The following is a 15,838-nucleotide window of genomic DNA, read 5'->3' as shown; positions in this document are numbered from 1 at the left end:
CGAGGTTAAAAATCACCACCCGCGACTCGTGAGTCGCCCTGCAACCAGCCGCGCTCCTGCAAAAGGCTGGACAACACCCGCCCCAGCAGACCTTCACCCACGTTCGCCGGCGGCGCCAGTTGCAGGCGCTGCAGGTAATCCGCCGCCGCCGCGGTCGGTTTATGGCGCAGCGCACGCCACAGCAGCCCCGGCCACTCCCGCGGCTGCTGGCGCATGCCGTCCAGCACCTTGAGGCAATCCGCAAGGCCCTGCTCCACGCGTGTCAGGTCCGAGCCAAAGGGGTAGTCCGGTAGCCAGCCATCGCGCCGGAAGGGCTCCAGCGCCGCCGCCAGTCGCTGCGGTGTGTTGTTCAGGCAGGACTCCGGTAAGCGGTAGTCAGCCTCCACCTTGCCACTGGCCACGGCCGCCTGCAGCAGCTCCCCCTGGAAGCGGGAATCCGCCACCTGGATCAGGCGTTTCATCACCTCGCCGTCATCCTGCCCACGCAGATCGGCAATACCGTACTCGGTGACCACGATATCCCGCAGGTGACGCGGGATGGTGGTGTGACCGTAGCGCGGAACGATATTGGAATGCAGGCGACGCCCGTCCCTGCGGGTGCTGCGTATACAGAGGATGGAGCGCGCATCGGGCAGGTCGTGAGCCATGGCCACGAAGTTGTACTGCCCGCCAACGCCGCTGATCACCGTGCCATCCTCCAGCGCGTCGGATACCACCGCGCCGGACAGGGTCGCCATCATGCCGGTATTGATAAAGCGGGCGCGGCGGCGCTGGGCGCGATACAGGGGAGCATTTTCCAGCAACTGATTGGTGCGCCCGACCCAGGTCATGCAGAGGCTCTCGGCCACAGCGGGTTCAAGCTCCCGCAGGCGCTGGTAAAAGTCCCGGGGGCCGAGAAAGAAACCGGCGTGCAGCAGATTGCCGTGGCGCAGTGGCATGCCGCGGTTTTGCTCGAGCAGAACGCGACGCACCGCGTGCTGGTCGATATCGTTGTCGAGGCGCTCTCCTGCACAATAGAGATCGCCCTCCGCCAGCGTCACCGAGTCGCCCACAATGCCCCAGTGGCGCAGCCAGGCAAGGTCCCCTTCTCCCAGCCGGGCGGGCAATGCCTCACACTGGCGCAGCCAGAGCAAAAGCTGCTCGTCCACAATGCCACCAATAGCGCCTTCATTCAGACCCTCCTGCAACAGCAGGTCGTCGTAGACCCTGCGCTTTACTATGCCTGCCTCGATCAGCGCCAGCATGCCGCTGACAAACATTTCGGTGGACACATACAGGCCCTTGTCGAAACCTCCCCGATACTGCTGCACCGGGCTGGGCAGGGTTTCGAGGCCAGCCAGCAGCCGCTGGTAGGTGGCGTTCTCCCGCTGGCGCAGTATACAGGCCTGGGCCACGGCATCGCCGAGCGCGCCGATGCCGATCTGCAGTGTGCCGTTATCGGCGATCAGGCTGCTGGCGTGGATGGCAGCCGCATAATCCGCCAGCGGCACCTGGCCGTTGGGAGCACTGAACAGGCGCCGGCCGCAATCCGGCCCCGCCACCAGTACATCAAAGAAGTCCGGCGCTACCCGTGCGTCTCCGCCCATGAAGGGCAACTCCGGATGGACCTGGCCGAGATGTATGCAGGGGCGTCCGGCCTCCGCCAGCATCCTGGCCATGTGAAGAGTGAGATCAGGGTTGCAGGACAGGCTGATCTCGCCGTCGCGTCGCGCCACCAGCTGCGCGATGACATTGACGCCGTGCCCCACCAGATCCCGGGCAACATGAGTGTAATTACTGGAAATATAGTGGCGCTGGGCCTCGGCCACGGATTTCATGGCACCGGCCCGAAAGTAGAACTCGCTGATGCGGATATTCTCCGGCAGCTCGCCGGCGCGCAGGGGCGCCATATAGGCAAGCTCCTCATAGTCGCCGTAGATGCGCTCTATGACCGGCCCCGCCAGGCGGCCCGCCAGTCCCGGCGGTACCTCCGGCCGCTCCAGCGACAGAGCGGTCAGAATATGCAGGCTGATGCCGGGATCGGCTGCAGCGCGCCGATAGAAGGCGTTGACCAGTTGCACTGGCTTGCCAAGGCCCAGTGGCACTGCCAGCACCAGCTGCCTGCCCACTCGCGCCAGAGCGCGATCGACACAGTCCTCTACCGACTCGATCAGCGCCGTTGCTCTCCCTGTATCGGACACCGCTACCTCCCTGGCCGTCCGGCCGCCAATCCCTGGCCCTGGCTTACTGTTTACCGCGGCTGAAATACTCCCGGCTCAGCTTGAACACCAGCGGCGACAGCAGTAGCAGGGCTATCAGGTTGGGGATCGCCATAAACGCGTTGAGTGTATCGGCAATCAGCCACACCAGATCCAACTGTATAACTGTTCCCACCGGAATTGCCACAACCCAGGCCAGGCGGAACGGCAAAATACCCCGGGTACCAGCCAGGTAGACCACACAGCGCTCGCCGTAGAAGGACCAGCCGATCATGGTGGTAAATGCGAACAGGCAGAGGCCGATAGTGACGACGTACTCGCCCCCCGGAAAGGCATTGGCAAAGGCCATTGAGGTCAGCACCGCACCACTCTCCCCGCTGGGAAGAACATCCATGATAACGATGACAAGGCCGGTCATGGTGCACACCACCAGGGTGTCGATAAAGGTGCCGAGCATGGCGATCATGCCCTGCTCCACCGGCTCATTGGTACGCGCCGCAGCGTGGGCAATCGGCGCGCTGCCGAGCCCGGCCTCATTGGAAAAAATACCCCGTGCCACACCGAAGCGCAGGGCCGCCATGACCGTGGCGCCGGCAAAGCCGCCGGCGGCGGCGCTGCCATTGAAGGCGCTGTCCACAATGACGGCGATCGCGTGGGGGATATGTTCCAGGTTGACAGCCAGTACCACCAGGCTCATCAGGATGTAGCTGAGGGCCATGAAAGGCACCAGCCAGCTGGCGACGGTCGATATGCGGCGAATACCGCCAAGTATCACCGCACCCACCAGTACCATCAGCACAAAGCCGGTGGCCAGCGGCGGCACCGAGAAAGAATCGCGAAGAATTTCCGAGACCGAATTGGACTGCACGGTATTGGCGATACCAAAGCCCGCCAGGCTGCCGAAAATGGCGAAGGCATAGCCCAGCCAGTGCCAGCGACGGTGCAGACCGTTGCGGATGTAGTACATCGGGCCGCCGCTGAAATTGCCGTTGCTGTCGGTCTCGCGAAAGCGCACGGCACACACCGCCTCGGCATACTTGGTAGCCATGCCAACCAGCGCGGTGATCCACATCCACAGCAACGCGCCGGGGCCGCCGAGAGCGATAGCGGTGGCCACCCCGGCGATATTGCCGGTGCCGATGGTGGCCGACAGGGAGGTCATCAGCGCCGCGAAGGGCGAGATATCGCCTTCGCCCTTGCCCTTGCGGCCGCCCAGCAAAAGCCCGAGGGCCACCGGGATCTTGCGCACCGTGGCAAAGCGCAAGCCGACGCTGAGGTAGATACCGGTACCCAGCAACAGCACCAGCATCACTGGCCCCCAGGCAATGGCATTTACCGATTGAATGATTTCTGTCATGAGGCCCCCTCGTTCTGTTAACGGGGCAGTCTAGCAGAGAGCGCCTAGAGGCAGGAGTTACGTTGCGCCATGAGGCCGAAAATTCCGCCGGTATGGACGAAGACAATATCGCGGCAATCGGCAAAGCGCCCACGCTCCAGTTCCCGCAACATGCCGTAGAAGGCCTTGCCGGTGTAGACCGGGTCGAGTACCAGCCCTTCGAGTCGGGCAAGATCACGGATGAGGTCGAAGATTTCCCGCCCCGCCTCGCCATAGCCGCTGCCCACGTAGCCGTCCAGCACCCGTGCCACAACCGTGGCATCCGGCTGCCCGGGATAGCGCTTGCGCCAGTCGCTCACATCGTCGGCGACCTTGTCGATAAAGTACTGCTCGTCATCGCAGACATTGACACCCCAGACCGTCAGCGGCAGTTCGTGCAGCGCCGCCCCGAGGGTAAGCCCGGCCTGGGTGCCGCCGGAACCGGTGGCGCAGACCAGGTGTGCGCCGTCGATGCCGGCGCTTTGCAGGTCGTCCCCCAGTTCACCGGCGGCGGCGATATAACCCCACAGCCCGAGGCCATCGCTGCCCCCTGTGGGGATCACCAGCGCCCGCCTGCCCTGCGCGACGTAGTCCGCCTCGACCCTGGCCAGCAGGGCCTGGAGCTCGCGGAAATAGCGCTGTGGCGGGTGAATCTCCACCTCGGCGCCGGCCAGCAAATCGAGGAAGTAATTACCGTCGGGTGCGGCCGGCGGCTCGCCGCGCAGCAGCAGGTGGGCTTTCAGCCCGGCCTGGGCCGCGACAAAGGCGGTGGCGCGGCAGTGATTGCTCTGCAAACCGCCGCAGGTGACCAGGGTGTCGTAGCCCCCGTCCTGGGCGTGGGCCAGGATGAACTCCAGTTTGCGCACCTTGTTGCCGGACAGCAGGCTGCCGGTGAGATCGTCGCGCTTGACCCACAGGCGGTGCCCGCCGCCCCAGGCGACGGTCGCCCGGGGCAGGTATTGCAGGGGAGTTGGCGTGCAGGCCAGGTCGACCCGCCGCGGATAAGTGATCGCCATCAGGCTGGAAGGCTGGCGGTCATACCCGCCGGTATCCGAGTCAGCCGATGGACTTCAGGGTGCCCTTGGGCAGCACCGCGTGAACGTGTACACGCTGGAACTTCATGTCCACTTTCTCGGCTACGGTGAGCACGATGTAGTTGTCGTCCAGTGCGCTGATACGCCCGAGAATGCCTGAGGTGGTCACCACTTCATCGCCCTTGGCCAGGGCGGCGACCATCTGGGCGTGCTCCTTCTGGCGCTTGCGCTGGGGGCGAATGGCGATGAAGTAGAACAGGGCGAAAATACCGACCAGAAACACGATCTGGAAGATTTCTCCGCCGGGGGCGGGGGCCGCGCCCGCCTGGGCGTGGGCGCTGGCGATAAACAGACTCATAACAGGTTCCTTGCGATGGGCCCGGACCGCAACGGGTGCGGGCGTTAAAGCGCGCTAATGTACCCGTTTGCCCCGGGCGGGGCAATCGCCGGGGTCCCGCCCACGCACTATCGCGGCATCGTGGCAATAGACACATTCGCGCAAAACAATAGATACAAAAGGTCGCTCTCGCACAGCCCGGTACAAATAGGTCAACAGGCACTGCAATTCACTGTCACCGGCGGTGCAGCCAATCACGCCCCCTAGTATCATGCCGGGTTTGATAACAAGCGCAGCGACCGGGCGGGATCGCACCCGGTCCCGCGCAATGCGCCACACCCGCAGCACAGGAGCAGACATGAGCACAGAACTGACGGCACTGGTGAGCGCGATGGATACCGCGCGACAGCAACTCACCGGCCCCGGCGCCCCCTGGGAACTGGAACAGCGCACCATCAATGGCGTTGAGCTGCGCTGCTACAAGCAGGCGCCCGGCACCCTGCGCGACGCCATCGACAGTGGCCGCACCCACGGTGACAGGATCTGTGTCAGCTACGAGGACGAGCGCTATACCTTCGATGCCTTCTTCGAAGCCGCCGACCGCCTGGCCAATCACCTGGTGAGTAACTGCGGGGTTCACCGCGGCGATCGCGTGGCCATCGCCATGCGCAACTATCCCGAGTGGATGATGACATTCGTCGCCGCAGTGTCGATCGGCGCCATCGTGGTACCGCTCAACAGCTGGGGCAAGACAGAGGAACTCTGCTACGGCATCCAGGACTCCGGTTCGCGCATTGTCGTGTGCGACAGCCAGCGCCTGGAGCTGATCCGGGACGCGCTGCCAGAGCTCGACTGCAAGGCGATCCTGGTGCGCGGCGGCGATGCCGGCGATGAGCGGGTTGAACCCTGGTCGGTCAGCCAGCAACAGGCTGCCAAGCACCCGGAAGTCGAGATCAGCCCCGGCGACCTCGCCATCATCATGTACACATCCGGCACCACCGGCAAACCCAAGGGGGCCGCCTCCACCCACTTCGCCGTGGCCCAGGCGCTGTACAACTTCGAATTCCACGCCGCCCAGTCCGCCATGGCCAATATGCCGACTATCGAGAAAATGCTGGGCTCGGGCTTCGATTCAGCCACCCTGCTGGCCGTGCCCCTGTTCCACGTATCCGGCTGCTATGCGATATTCCTGGGCAACCTGCGCGGCGGCCGCAAGACCTGCATCATGTACAAGTGGGACCCGGCCAGGGCACTGGAGATCATCGAATCCGAGCGCATCACCGTATTCACCGGCGTGCCCACCATGACCATGGCCCTGCTGGAGCACCCCAACTTTGCCAGCACCGACACCAGCAGCCTGTTCGCTCTGGGCGCCGGCGGCACCGCCTGCCCGCCACACCTGACCGATCTCATCTACAGCAAGCTGCCGGACGCCTACCCGGGCACCGGCTACGGCATGACCGAAACCAATGCCACCGGCTCCAGCTGCACCGGCGCCGCCTTCCGCCTGCGCCCCAATGCCGCGGGCAATCTCTCGCCCATCGTCGAGGTGCGCACGGTGAACGAGAACGGCGAGGCGCTGCCGGCGGGGGAAACCGGCGAGCTCTACCTGCGCAGCCCCACCAATGTGCAGCGCTACTGGAATCTGCCCGAGGCCAGCGCCGCCACCTTTATCGACGGCTGGGTCGCCACCGGTGACATCGGCCACGTGGACGATCTCGGATTTCTCTATGTGGTGGACCGGGTCAAGGACATGGTGATTCGCGGTGGCGAGAACATCTACCCGGTAGAGGTGGAAGGCGTCCTGCTGACGCACCCGGCGGTGCACGAGGCCACGGTGTTCGGAGTGCCCCACCAGCGCTGGGGCGAGGAGTTGATGGCCAGCGTCTATCTCGGGGAGGATGTCGCCAGCGAGGAGGAACTGCGCACCTTCCTCGGCGAGCACCTGGCGGCCTTCAAGGTGCCTGCCCGCATACTGATCAGCAGTGGCGAGCTGCCGAAAAACGCCACTGGCAAGGTGCTGAAAAAAGCCATTCGGGACGCCTACCTGGCCCAGTCCTGAGCAGCCAATACTGACACCGCCCCGCTTCTGCGGGGCGGCGGCGACTGACTCAAAGCCCCATAAAATCGGGGACGTTGAACACCCAGCTCTTTTCTTCCGCCCGCCGGCTGATGCGCCAGCCAACGTCGGTGCGGCGGTATTCATCGACGTACCACAGTCCGAGCATGAACACCTGAGTACTGCCGTCGGGCATGGCCATCTCCATCGGGTTGTAGCACATCACCCGCCCCTTGCCGGTATCCCCCTCCACGCTCACCTGCACATTGGCATTGAGGTGCTGTGAATTGGGAAACACGCCTTCCGACACCGCTTCCTTGAGGTAGGCGATGGTGGTCTCCAGGTCGCCGACACTGCCGCCGAACACGCTGTAGTCGATATGGGCGTCGACGGTGAACACATCGCGCAGGTCGTCAAAGGACTTTGTATCAATCAGATGCGCATAATGAAAGACCAGGTCCTGGATTTCCCAGCGGTCTGACATTTCCTGTTGGCTAAGCATGCTGTTCTCCTTATGTGTGCATACCGTCGCTCGCGATGAGCGACAGCTAGAAATCCAGTGGCAGATCGAGGTGACGTTGATAGATGCGGTCGCGGTGGGCCCTGAGGCGCGGGGTCAACAGCGCCTGGACCGCCTCGCCCCCGGAACCATAGGTACTGCGCATAAAGGCCGGCATAGGGCACAGGTCCTCCGGCAGCGGGTCGATCATGGTGGCGAAGGTGGCCCAGTAGATGTCGGCCGCGCCCAGGCGATTGCCGACGAAATACTCGCCGCCCCCCTCCTCTGCCGCGGCGAGCACCGCGTCGAGATGGCCGCTGATCGATTCCAGTTCTCCCTGTGCCGATGCCGCCGCAGCGGCGCTCCAGCCATATTTCTGCGCCATGCGGGCCACTGCCTCGGGCGGCTCATCGAGCTGCATTCCGGGCGTCAAAAGCTGCAGGCGGCGCTGCCAGCCGAAGCCGTTGACGCCGGCAATCAGGGCACACAGGCCAATGGCCTCTGCGCGCTGCGCCATTGCCCGCGGCAGCAGCGGCGAATCCGGCGCGAGTCGCTCGGCATGCAGCAGGATGTCGAGCCAGTGACTGACTGGCGGTAAAGCTTCGCCCACCAGCACCGGCGCGGAGTCTTGCCCGGTCCACGCGCGCAGGGAGTCGTTGGCCTGCCCTGCGTCCTGGCGCACCGGCAGGTAGTCCAGGCGCTTGTGGGAGAGGATGCCCTTGGCCGCCTCGCCCCAGGGGCCGGGCACACCGGCGGTCAGCACCAGCTTCAGGCCCGGCAGCTCGCGGGCTTCCTCGACGCTTGAATAGTCCATCTGTACTTATTTATCCAGTTTGAATACACGGAGGGCATTTTCCCGCAGGAACTTGGGCCACACTTCATCGCGGAAGGGTACGTCGGGCATCTCCCTGAAAATGCGATCCAGCGAAAGGCCCATGGGGAAGTAACCGGCATACATCACCTGGTCGGAGCCGCGCGTGTTGGCGAAGTGGACGATGTCCTTGGGGTAGTGCTTGGGCGCAAAGGCGCTGGTCATGTAGTGCAGGTTGGGGTATTTGAGCATCATCTTCCAGGCCACGTCTGTCCAGGGCTCGCAGCCGTGTCGGGTTACCACGTTCAGCTCGGGGAAGAACCACAGCACCTCGTCCAGCAGCTCGACCTTCTGCGGGCCGAAGGGCAGGCGCGGGCCGGGAATACCCATGCAGGGGCAGAAGGGAATATCCAGCTCCACCAGCTTGGCGTAAATCGGATACCACTTCTTATCATTCACCGGCACCGGCGGGCAGATCATGGCGGGCGACGCGGTCACCGCCTTGATGTCGAACTCCTCCTTCAGCGCAACGATGGTGCGTACTTCCTCCATCCCGTTATTGGGGTTGGCCTCGTAACAGGCGAAGAAGCGATCCGGGAAGCGGCGCAGGGCCTCCTTGTGCTGCTCGGCGTAGGGGCCGACTCCGATCATGGCGCGATCGATGCCGTGCTTGTCCATCTGCGCCACAGTGTAAGCAACGTAGTCATCCTGGCCGTCTATCTGGGGGATGTCCTTGAACATGTACTGGGCGGGCATCTTGAACATCTCATGGCTCTGTTTGTCCATGAGCATCGGCTTGATCCACTCGTAGAAGTGGCTGTTGTCGTCACCGGGAACGGCCAGCATCAGGTCGATGACGCCGATATCTTTGGGCATGGGCATGTGGATTCTCCAGTCTGTGTCAGCTCATCGCACCATTGTGGCCAATCGGGCGCGTCCCACAAGCAGGCACAACGCCGGGGCGAGAGAATCCCACCCCGGGCTTAAATGGATGTACCGGTAACGAGACCCTCAGGCCACGTCAAATACAATCGGCATTTTCTTGATGCCGTTGATGAAGTTGGAGCGCAGCCACTGGATGTCGCCGTCGAACCGGGGATTGCGGATGTGCTTGAGAATCTCGGTGAAAATAACCTCGAGCTCCAGCCGCGCCAGGTGAGAGCCCAGGCAGAAGTGCTGGCCGATACCGAAGGCGCGGTGCTCGTTGCGCACGTCCTCGCGACGATTGCGGGTCACGTCGAAGGTGTCGGGTTCGCTGAAATTGGCCTCGTCGGCGCTGGCCGCACCGTAGTAGACCTGCACCCTGTCACCCTTGCGAATCACCTCGCCCCCGAGTTCCACATCTTCCATGGCGGTGCGCTTGAAGGCGATCACGGCGGGGTTGAAGCGCAGGAACTCCTCAATGGCGTCACCGATCAGGCTCCGGTCATCCACCAGCATCTGGTACTGCTCCGGATGCTCGATCAGCAGACGCATGCCCTGGCTGGTAACGGTGCGGGTGGTTTCATTGCCGGCCACGATCAACAACATGAAGAAGTTGCAGAACTCGTCGTCGGTGAGGGGTTCGTCTTCCACCGTGCCTTCCAGCAGGGTGTTGACGATGTCCTCCTGGGGCTTTTGCTTGTGCGCCGCGGCAATGTCCATGGCCATCATGAACATTTCCACCATGGCGTTGGTGCCATCTTCCGGCGAGGTGGTGAGCTCCGGGTCGTCCATGCCGAGCATGATGTTGGTGAGTTCAAAAAGACGCTGGCGACGCTCGATGGGCACGCCCATCAGCTCGCAGATGGCCAGCAACGGGAGCTCCATGGCCACATCCTCCACGAACTCGCAGCGCCCGCCCTCGACGGCGCGGGCCACAATGTCGCGGGCGATCTGCTCGAAACGCTCACGGTAACTCTCCACCTTGGCCGGGGTGAAAGCGTTGCGAATGAGGCGCCGGTACTTCAGGTGCTGGGGCGGATCCATATTGATCATCAGCAGGCGCAGCATGGCCAGGTCGTCGTCGGTGGCCGGCTCGTGCAGCATGCAACTGCGCTCGTGGGAGGAAAACAGCTTCGGATTCTTGGACACGAAATCCAGTTCCTCCTGGCGACTGATCACCCAGTAGCCCGGATGATCGCCAATGCCTTCGTGCCAGTACACCGGCGCCTCGTTGCGCAGGTAGCGGTACATCTCACGCGGATGGCCGCCTTTGAAAGTGTCGGGATTGATCAGGTCGATATGGGGACAGCCGCTCATACGGGTACTCCTCGCTGCAGGGTTGCGCCGCTCAAGGTGGGCGCGCATGACTCAATACTACTAACTAATAGGTATTAGTCCAATAGGCGCAGAATGAATTTGTCGGCCCTTCCGGGATGACGTTAGCAGGGGGCGACGGGGGACGAAAGCCCCCCGGCGTCAGGCGTGCCTACTGGCGGTCGATATAGGCGGTGAAGCCATCGCTGAACACATCGCGGCCGATGATCAGCTTCATCACCTCCGAAGTGCCGGCAAAGATGCGGGTAATGCGGGCGTCGGTGTACATACGGGAGATCGGGTACTCGTCCATGTAACCGGCGCCACCGTGCAACTGCACCCCCTCGTCCACCATTCGCCCGAGGACTTCACTGGTGAAAAGCTTGGCCTTGGCGGCCTCTTCCGAGGTCAGCTTGCCGCTATTGAAGGCCGCCACGCAGGCATCCACGTGGGCCTGGGCGACATCGATCTCGGTGCGCAGTGCCGCCATCCTGAACTGGGTGTTCTGCATGTACGACAGGGGCTTGCCGAACACCTTGCGCTCCATCACAAAGTCCCGGGTCACCTCGAATGCCTTCTGCGCCCCGGCGATAAAGCCGCAGGCGCCGATCAGGCGCTCCTCCGCCAGGCCCTGCATCAGGTAGATAAAGCCCTTGGCGGGGTCGCCCAGTACATTGGCCTTGGGCACCTTGACGTTATTGAAAAACAGTTCCGCGGTGTCCTGGGCCTTCATGCCCATCTTGTTCAGGTTGCGGCCGCGCTCGAAGCCGTCCATGCCCCGCTCCACCAGGAACAGGCCCATGGCGTGGGGGTTGTTCTCCGGGTCGGTCTTGGCCGCCACGACCACCAGGTCGGCATTGATGCCGTTGCTGATATAGGTCTTGGTGCCGTTCAGCAGCCAGTGGTCGCCCATATCCTTCGCGGTGGCGCGCATGCCCGCAAGGTCGGAGCCGGCGTCCGGTTCGGTCATGGCCACCGCTAGAATGCACTCGCCGCTCACGCATTTGGGCAGAAAGCGGGATACCTGTTCCTCGCTGCCGAAGCGGGTCAGATAGGGGCCCACCAGGCGGCTGTGCAGGGTATTGGTCCAGTCGCCGGCGTAGACGTTGGCGGTTTCCTCGATGATGATCTGCTCGAAACGGAAGTCGGCATCGCCCATGCCGCCATATTTTTCCTCCGGCCACACCATCAGGAAGCCCTGCTCTCCCGCTTTCAGATAGGCCTCGCGATCGACGATGCCCTGTTCCCGCCAGCGCTCGACATGGGGAGCAATTTCGCGTTCGAGGAATTTGCGGTAGGCATCGCGGAACATGAGTTGTTCCTCGGTGAAGTTGCGTGGAAGCATGGACTGGTCCCGTTATGGTTGGCGTAAGGCAGCCAGTAATACCGGGGATATGGCCGCTGTACAACCTCGCACAAATTACAGTGGCGTATTCAGCCGCAGGCCGTTTCGGCAAGCTTCGCCTGGCTTGAAATCCTCGGCAGCGGTACGGAGGCATGACAGCAGAAAAGCAGGATATTTTTTGCGCAAAAATCCCGCCTTTCTCTTGATTTCAAATATTCGGTATGCAAAATTTCCCGGCAACATAACTACAACGAGCGGCCCTGCCGCACAGCCAGGAGATTCACCCATGCAGCCGTCCAGCCTGTCCAGCCTGCGGAACGCCGGTTTCGCCCCGGTTCTCGCCGCCCTCCTCGGTTCCACCCTCAGCGCGTGCAGCGACAGCAGCGATCCGGCCCCGGCGGTGCCGCTGCCGCCCGAACCCAGCCCGCCGGCCTACAGTTTCAGCGCGGTGGATGACCGCTTCCAGCGCTTTCTCGATGAGAGCGAGGTCTTCGACGGTATTTCCTACACCATCGTGGATCGCGAACAGGGTATAGTGCACGAGTCCGCGCTGGGCGATCACACCCTCGACATCGTGGTGATGCTCGCATCCACCAGCAAGATGCCGACCGCGGCCCTGCTGATGGCCCTGCACGAAGACGACACACTCGATTACGACGTAGCGGCGAGCATCGACAACTACCTGCCCTGGGAGGGCGTCTACGGCGCTGCCACCAGCATACAGTTGCTCAGCAACACCTCCGGCATTCCCGGCCTGGAAGCCCTGTCCAGCTACGGCGCCCACCTCTGCCAGTACGCGCCCGCCGGCACCCTGGAAAACTGCGCCCGCACCATCTACAGCACTCCTCTGGCGAACAGCCAGCCCCCGGGGACCAGCTACAGCTACGGCGGCTCCCAGTGGCAGCTGGCAGGCGCGGTGGCGGAGCAGGTCAGCAACAGCAGCTGGCGCCAGGCCTTCGACAGCTACATCGCCGAACCCTGCGACCTGGAGGTGTTCCAGTACGGCAACATGTGGAGCGACCTCAGCGCCTGGAGCGGCAGCCCGGACAGCCTGCGGGGGCTGGACAACCCCAACATCGAAGGCGGCGCCATCAGCAACATGCAGGACTACGCAAAACTATTGCTGATGACCCTGAGGGGCGGCGTCTGCGGCGAAAACCGTGTGCTGTCCGAAGATGCGCTGGCCTTTATGCGCGAGGATCGCGCCGGCGAGTTCGGCACCCCCTACGGCATGGGCTGGTGGATTGCCGCCCCCGACACCGACGGCGAGGCGGCCACCGTGTTCTACGACCCGGGTGCCTTTGGCGCCGTCGCCTGGATCGATACCGCCCGCGAAATCGGCGGCTATGTCGCCATCGACGACTACAGCCGCACCGATTCCGGGGCGCCCGTTCAGCTGGTGCTGGAGGAAATCATTGCCATGGTGGCCGAGGAAGTCGATCGCGCCCGCGCCGAAGCCGCCAACTAGATCGGTGAGCCCGGCGGCGCCCCGAGCAACTTCAGCCCCGCCAGCGCTTCCCCGTCATCGAGGAAGCGGTCAATCTGCACCGCGAGAAAACGGTAGTGGGCGCGCCAGTCAGGGCTGGCCACGGGCGCCCGCTCCTCCAGTTGCGGCTGTAATGCCAGCAGCACATCCAGGGCCTCGGCCCGGGCCTGGGTCTGGGCGTCCGCGTTACCCGCCAGCTGCATCAGGCGATCCAGTGTGACCGTATTCACCACCCGCTGCAGCGCGCCAGCGTTGCCGGTGGCGGGTTCGGCGTAGAAGGTGACCGCCAGCAGTGCACCCAGCAGATCGAGGAAAGCCGGCTGTGCGGCAGAGCGCGCACGGTTGTTATTCATACGTGCAGCCCGGGTCGGGTTCAGGAGCAAATCCACACTGAGCGAGGCAGCCACCTGCGCCGCCGCCAGTGGGTCGACCACGTAGCCGGTCTGGCGCGGGAACAACTCGCGGTCATCCCCGGAACCCGGCGGCCGCGGCGGAATCAACGCCAGCAGTTCCGGGCGCAGGGCCAGGGCCTCGGGCTTCAATGTATCCAGCAGTGCGCTGATCGCCTCGCGCTGCCGCGCCGGCGTCACCATCGCGGTCGGCACCAGGCCATCGCCGCGCATGGCGTAGGAGAACTCCTGGCCGCCGATCAGGGTCGCCGCGGCCTGCACCTGGTAGCGGTGCATCAGGTACATCGGCACCAGCGCGTCCTCGATACTCGCCATCGGCCGACCGACGCGGACAGTGCGCTCGGAAAATTGCGCCAGCACCGTCTCGCGCAGCGTCATCAGGCGCTGCAGTTCTGCCACCGGGTCGCTGCCGTTGTCCCACAGGCTGCCGCGGGGATGGGCCGGGCCGGCGGAGACGGCAAAGGCATCGCCACGTGAGTGCGCGTCCGCCACAAAATGCAGGCCCCGGGCGTAGGTGTCGCGGATAATCTGTTCGCGCGCGGCGGCTGCGTCTGTACCTTCCGGAAAATCCTGGTAACCGTAGAGAATGGCGCGCTTGTCCCACTCGCCCATGCCGCTGTCATAGGCCTGTGACAGGTCCACTTCACCGTTGCCGGTGAGGGTGACGTAGGGATGGGGATAATCCATTACCGAGGCGCGATTGTCGGTGCTGGCGGCAAAATTGTGTTCCAGGCCCAGGGTGTGACCCACCTCGTGGGCGGACAACTGCCGTATACGGGCCAGGGCAAACTCCAGCAATTCTTCCGGCACCGCGCCGTCCTCGCCGTAGGGCGCGGTCAGACCTTCCGCCAGCAGGTAGTCCTGGCGCACCCGCAGGGAGCCGAGAGTCACGTGGCCTTTAATTATCTCCTGGGTGCGCGGATCGCGGACGCTGGCGCCATAGGACCAGCCCCGGGTGGAGCGATGCACCCACTGGATCACGTTGTAGCGCACATCCATCGGGTCGGCGCCCTCCGGCAGCATCTGCACCTGGAAGGCGTCCTTGTAACCGGCCGCCTCGAAGGCCTCGTTCCACCACAGGGCGCCTTCAATCAACGCAGTACGCACCGGCTCAGGGGCGCCCCGGTCCAGGTAGTAGACGATGGGTTCCACCGGCTCGCTCAATACCGCCGCGGGATCGCGCTTTTCCAGCCGGTGGCGCCAGGCGTAGGTCTGGCGCAATGGCTCGCCAATAGGGCTGCCGTAGTCATAGCGCAGACTGCCGTAGCTGGGATCGATAAAGCCCGAGCGCGGATCGTAGGGCAGGGGCTCGTAGCCCGGCTCCGGCAGGCGCACGAAGGAGTGGTGCTGGTGCACGGTCACAGCGCGGGCATCCGGCGTCACGGTGCCGATAACAGCGCCTGAAGGCTCACCAGCCAGGGTGACCATCGCCTCTATTTCGGTGTTGTCCGGGAAGGCTTTGGTGCGCGGCAGGAAGATGGCAGAGCGCTGTGGATCGGCCTTGTAACTGCCCTGCTCCGTCTGTTTCAGGCGTGCGGCGACATTGTGGGCATCGCGCAGGAACCAGTCAGTCGCATCCACCAGCACCCGCCCCCGGCTCTCGGCGACTATCTCGAAACCGCCCAGTGCCGAGCGGGCGAAGGCCTCTCTTATGGCCTGCAGTTCGTCGGCGTTGTCGCTGGTGGCAACGTAAGCCGGATTGTCCGCGAGCAGCAGGACCTTCTTGCCCGAGCGCACAAAACGCGCGAGATGGGTTTCGCCCAGCTGTCCGCGATCCAGGCCGAGGTCGTTGGAACCGACCCCGCGCGCCAGGCTGCTGACATAGATAAAGGGCGTTTCCAGCTCGGCCACTTCCAGCAACAGCTTGCCACCCTCTTCGTCCCAGTACAGGTCGACGAATCCGTCGAGGTGCTGCATGCCACGGGTGTGTCCGTCGATACCGGGCAGTCCGGCCGGGGCGTTGTCGCCGTCGCCGCCACAGGCCGCAAGCGCCAGGCCAAGCAGAACAATACAGAGGGCTCTCATACCCGTTCTCCAATGCGCAAA

At 63.8% G+C, this 15,838-nt stretch carries 12 protein-coding genes; 2 read left to right on the top strand and 10 right to left on the bottom strand.

The features are described from left to right. Window positions 1-5: 5 nt before the first annotated feature. The 4 genes from FVW59_RS12785 to yajC are packed head-to-tail and all read right to left on the bottom strand — an operon-like array spanning window position 6 to window position 4,965. A complete protein-coding gene (locus FVW59_RS12785) occupies window positions 6-2,180 on the bottom strand; it encodes an acetyl-CoA hydrolase/transferase C-terminal domain-containing protein (RefSeq protein WP_148064733.1) in 2,175 nt (724 codons plus the stop codon). Between the two features lie 43 nt (window positions 2,181-2,223). Continuing rightward, on the bottom strand, window positions 2,224-3,555 hold the full coding sequence (locus FVW59_RS12780; protein WP_148064732.1) for an alanine/glycine:cation symporter family protein: 1,332 nt from the start codon (window positions 3,553-3,555) through the stop codon (window positions 2,224-2,226). A gap of 44 nt (window positions 3,556-3,599) precedes the next feature. Then, on the bottom strand, window positions 3,600-4,589 hold the full coding sequence (locus tag FVW59_RS12775; RefSeq protein WP_148064731.1) for a 1-aminocyclopropane-1-carboxylate deaminase/D-cysteine desulfhydrase: 990 nt from the start codon (window positions 4,587-4,589) through the stop codon (window positions 3,600-3,602). A gap of 40 nt (window positions 4,590-4,629) precedes the next feature. Beyond that, window positions 4,630-4,965, bottom strand: coding sequence for a preprotein translocase subunit YajC (gene yajC, locus FVW59_RS12770; protein WP_148064730.1), 336 nt, complete (start codon window positions 4,963-4,965; stop codon window positions 4,630-4,632). 337 nt (window positions 4,966-5,302) lie between these two features. Here yajC and FVW59_RS12765 point away from each other — a divergent pair, with 337 nt between their 5' ends. Continuing rightward, window positions 5,303-7,006 carry a class I adenylate-forming enzyme family protein gene (locus FVW59_RS12765; RefSeq protein WP_187275875.1) on the top strand — a complete coding sequence of 568 codons (1,704 nt, stop codon included), beginning with the start codon at window positions 5,303-5,305 and terminating at the stop codon, window positions 7,004-7,006. A 49-nt stretch (window positions 7,007-7,055) separates the two neighbouring features. Here FVW59_RS12765 and FVW59_RS12760 read toward each other — a convergent pair whose 3' ends face one another. The 5 genes from FVW59_RS12760 to FVW59_RS12740 form a co-directional block, all read right to left on the bottom strand. After that, window positions 7,056-7,505, bottom strand: a complete 450-nt coding sequence (locus FVW59_RS12760) for a nuclear transport factor 2 family protein (RefSeq protein ID WP_148064728.1) — start codon at window positions 7,503-7,505, stop codon at window positions 7,056-7,058. 46 nt (window positions 7,506-7,551) lie between these two features. After that, complete coding sequence (locus FVW59_RS12755; protein WP_148064727.1) at window positions 7,552-8,316, bottom strand: glutathione S-transferase family protein; 765 nt, start codon at window positions 8,314-8,316, stop codon at window positions 7,552-7,554. A gap of 6 nt (window positions 8,317-8,322) precedes the next feature. Continuing rightward, window positions 8,323-9,195, bottom strand: a complete 873-nt coding sequence (locus tag FVW59_RS12750) for an amidohydrolase family protein (protein ID WP_148064726.1) — start codon at window positions 9,193-9,195, stop codon at window positions 8,323-8,325. A 129-nt stretch (window positions 9,196-9,324) separates the two neighbouring features. Then, window positions 9,325-10,554 carry a cytochrome P450 gene (locus tag FVW59_RS12745; protein ID WP_187275874.1) on the bottom strand — a complete coding sequence of 410 codons (1,230 nt, stop codon included), beginning with the start codon at window positions 10,552-10,554 and terminating at the stop codon, window positions 9,325-9,327. Between the two features lie 169 nt (window positions 10,555-10,723). Continuing rightward, the gene (locus FVW59_RS12740; RefSeq protein WP_148064724.1) at window positions 10,724-11,896 is read right to left on the bottom strand and encodes an acyl-CoA dehydrogenase family protein; all 1,173 of its coding nucleotides are present in this window, start codon (window positions 11,894-11,896) and stop codon (window positions 10,724-10,726) included. Window positions 11,897-12,182: 286 nt separating this feature from the next. Between FVW59_RS12740 and FVW59_RS12735 the strand changes: the two genes are divergently transcribed. After that, entirely contained in the window at window positions 12,183-13,364 is a 1,182-nt protein-coding gene (locus FVW59_RS12735; protein ID WP_148064723.1) for a serine hydrolase domain-containing protein, read from the top strand. Here FVW59_RS12735 and FVW59_RS12730 read toward each other — a convergent pair. Then, the gene (locus FVW59_RS12730; protein ID WP_222711505.1) at window positions 13,361-15,817 is read right to left on the bottom strand and encodes a zinc-dependent metalloprotease; all 2,457 of its coding nucleotides are present in this window, start codon (window positions 15,815-15,817) and stop codon (window positions 13,361-13,363) included. The genes FVW59_RS12735 and FVW59_RS12730 overlap by 4 nt on opposite strands. Between the last annotated feature and the right edge of the window lie 21 nt (window positions 15,818-15,838).

Source organism: Parahaliea aestuarii (genome assembly GCF_008064635.1).
Classification (GTDB): Bacteria; Pseudomonadota; Gammaproteobacteria; order Pseudomonadales; family Halieaceae; genus Parahaliea; species Parahaliea aestuarii.
This window is presented reverse-complemented; position numbering and strand designations above follow the sequence as displayed.

Coding starts and splice junctions, on each gene's coding strand:
- FVW59_RS12780 (WP_148064732.1), bottom strand. CDS start 3,555: ATGACAGAAATCATTCAATCGGTAAATGCCATTGCCTGGGGGCCAGTG.
- FVW59_RS12775 (WP_148064731.1), bottom strand. CDS start 4,589: ATGGCGATCACTTATCCGCGGCGGGTCGACCTGGCCTGCACGCCAACT.
- yajC (WP_148064730.1), bottom strand. CDS start 4,965: ATGAGTCTGTTTATCGCCAGCGCCCACGCCCAGGCGGGCGCGGCCCCC.
- FVW59_RS12765 (WP_187275875.1), top strand. CDS start 5,303: ATGAGCACAGAACTGACGGCACTGGTGAGCGCGATGGATACCGCGCGA.
- FVW59_RS12760 (WP_148064728.1), bottom strand. CDS start 7,505: ATGCTTAGCCAACAGGAAATGTCAGACCGCTGGGAAATCCAGGACCTG.
- FVW59_RS12755 (WP_148064727.1), bottom strand. CDS start 8,316: ATGGACTATTCAAGCGTCGAGGAAGCCCGCGAGCTGCCGGGCCTGAAG.
- FVW59_RS12750 (WP_148064726.1), bottom strand. CDS start 9,195: ATGCCCATGCCCAAAGATATCGGCGTCATCGACCTGATGCTGGCCGTT.
- FVW59_RS12745 (WP_187275874.1), bottom strand. CDS start 10,554: ATGAGCGGCTGTCCCCATATCGACCTGATCAATCCCGACACTTTCAAA.
- FVW59_RS12740 (WP_148064724.1), bottom strand. CDS start 11,896: ATGCTTCCACGCAACTTCACCGAGGAACAACTCATGTTCCGCGATGCC.
- FVW59_RS12735 (WP_148064723.1), top strand. CDS start 12,183: ATGCAGCCGTCCAGCCTGTCCAGCCTGCGGAACGCCGGTTTCGCCCCG.
- FVW59_RS12730 (WP_222711505.1), bottom strand. CDS start 15,817: ATGAGAGCCCTCTGTATTGTTCTGCTTGGCCTGGCGCTTGCGGCCTGT.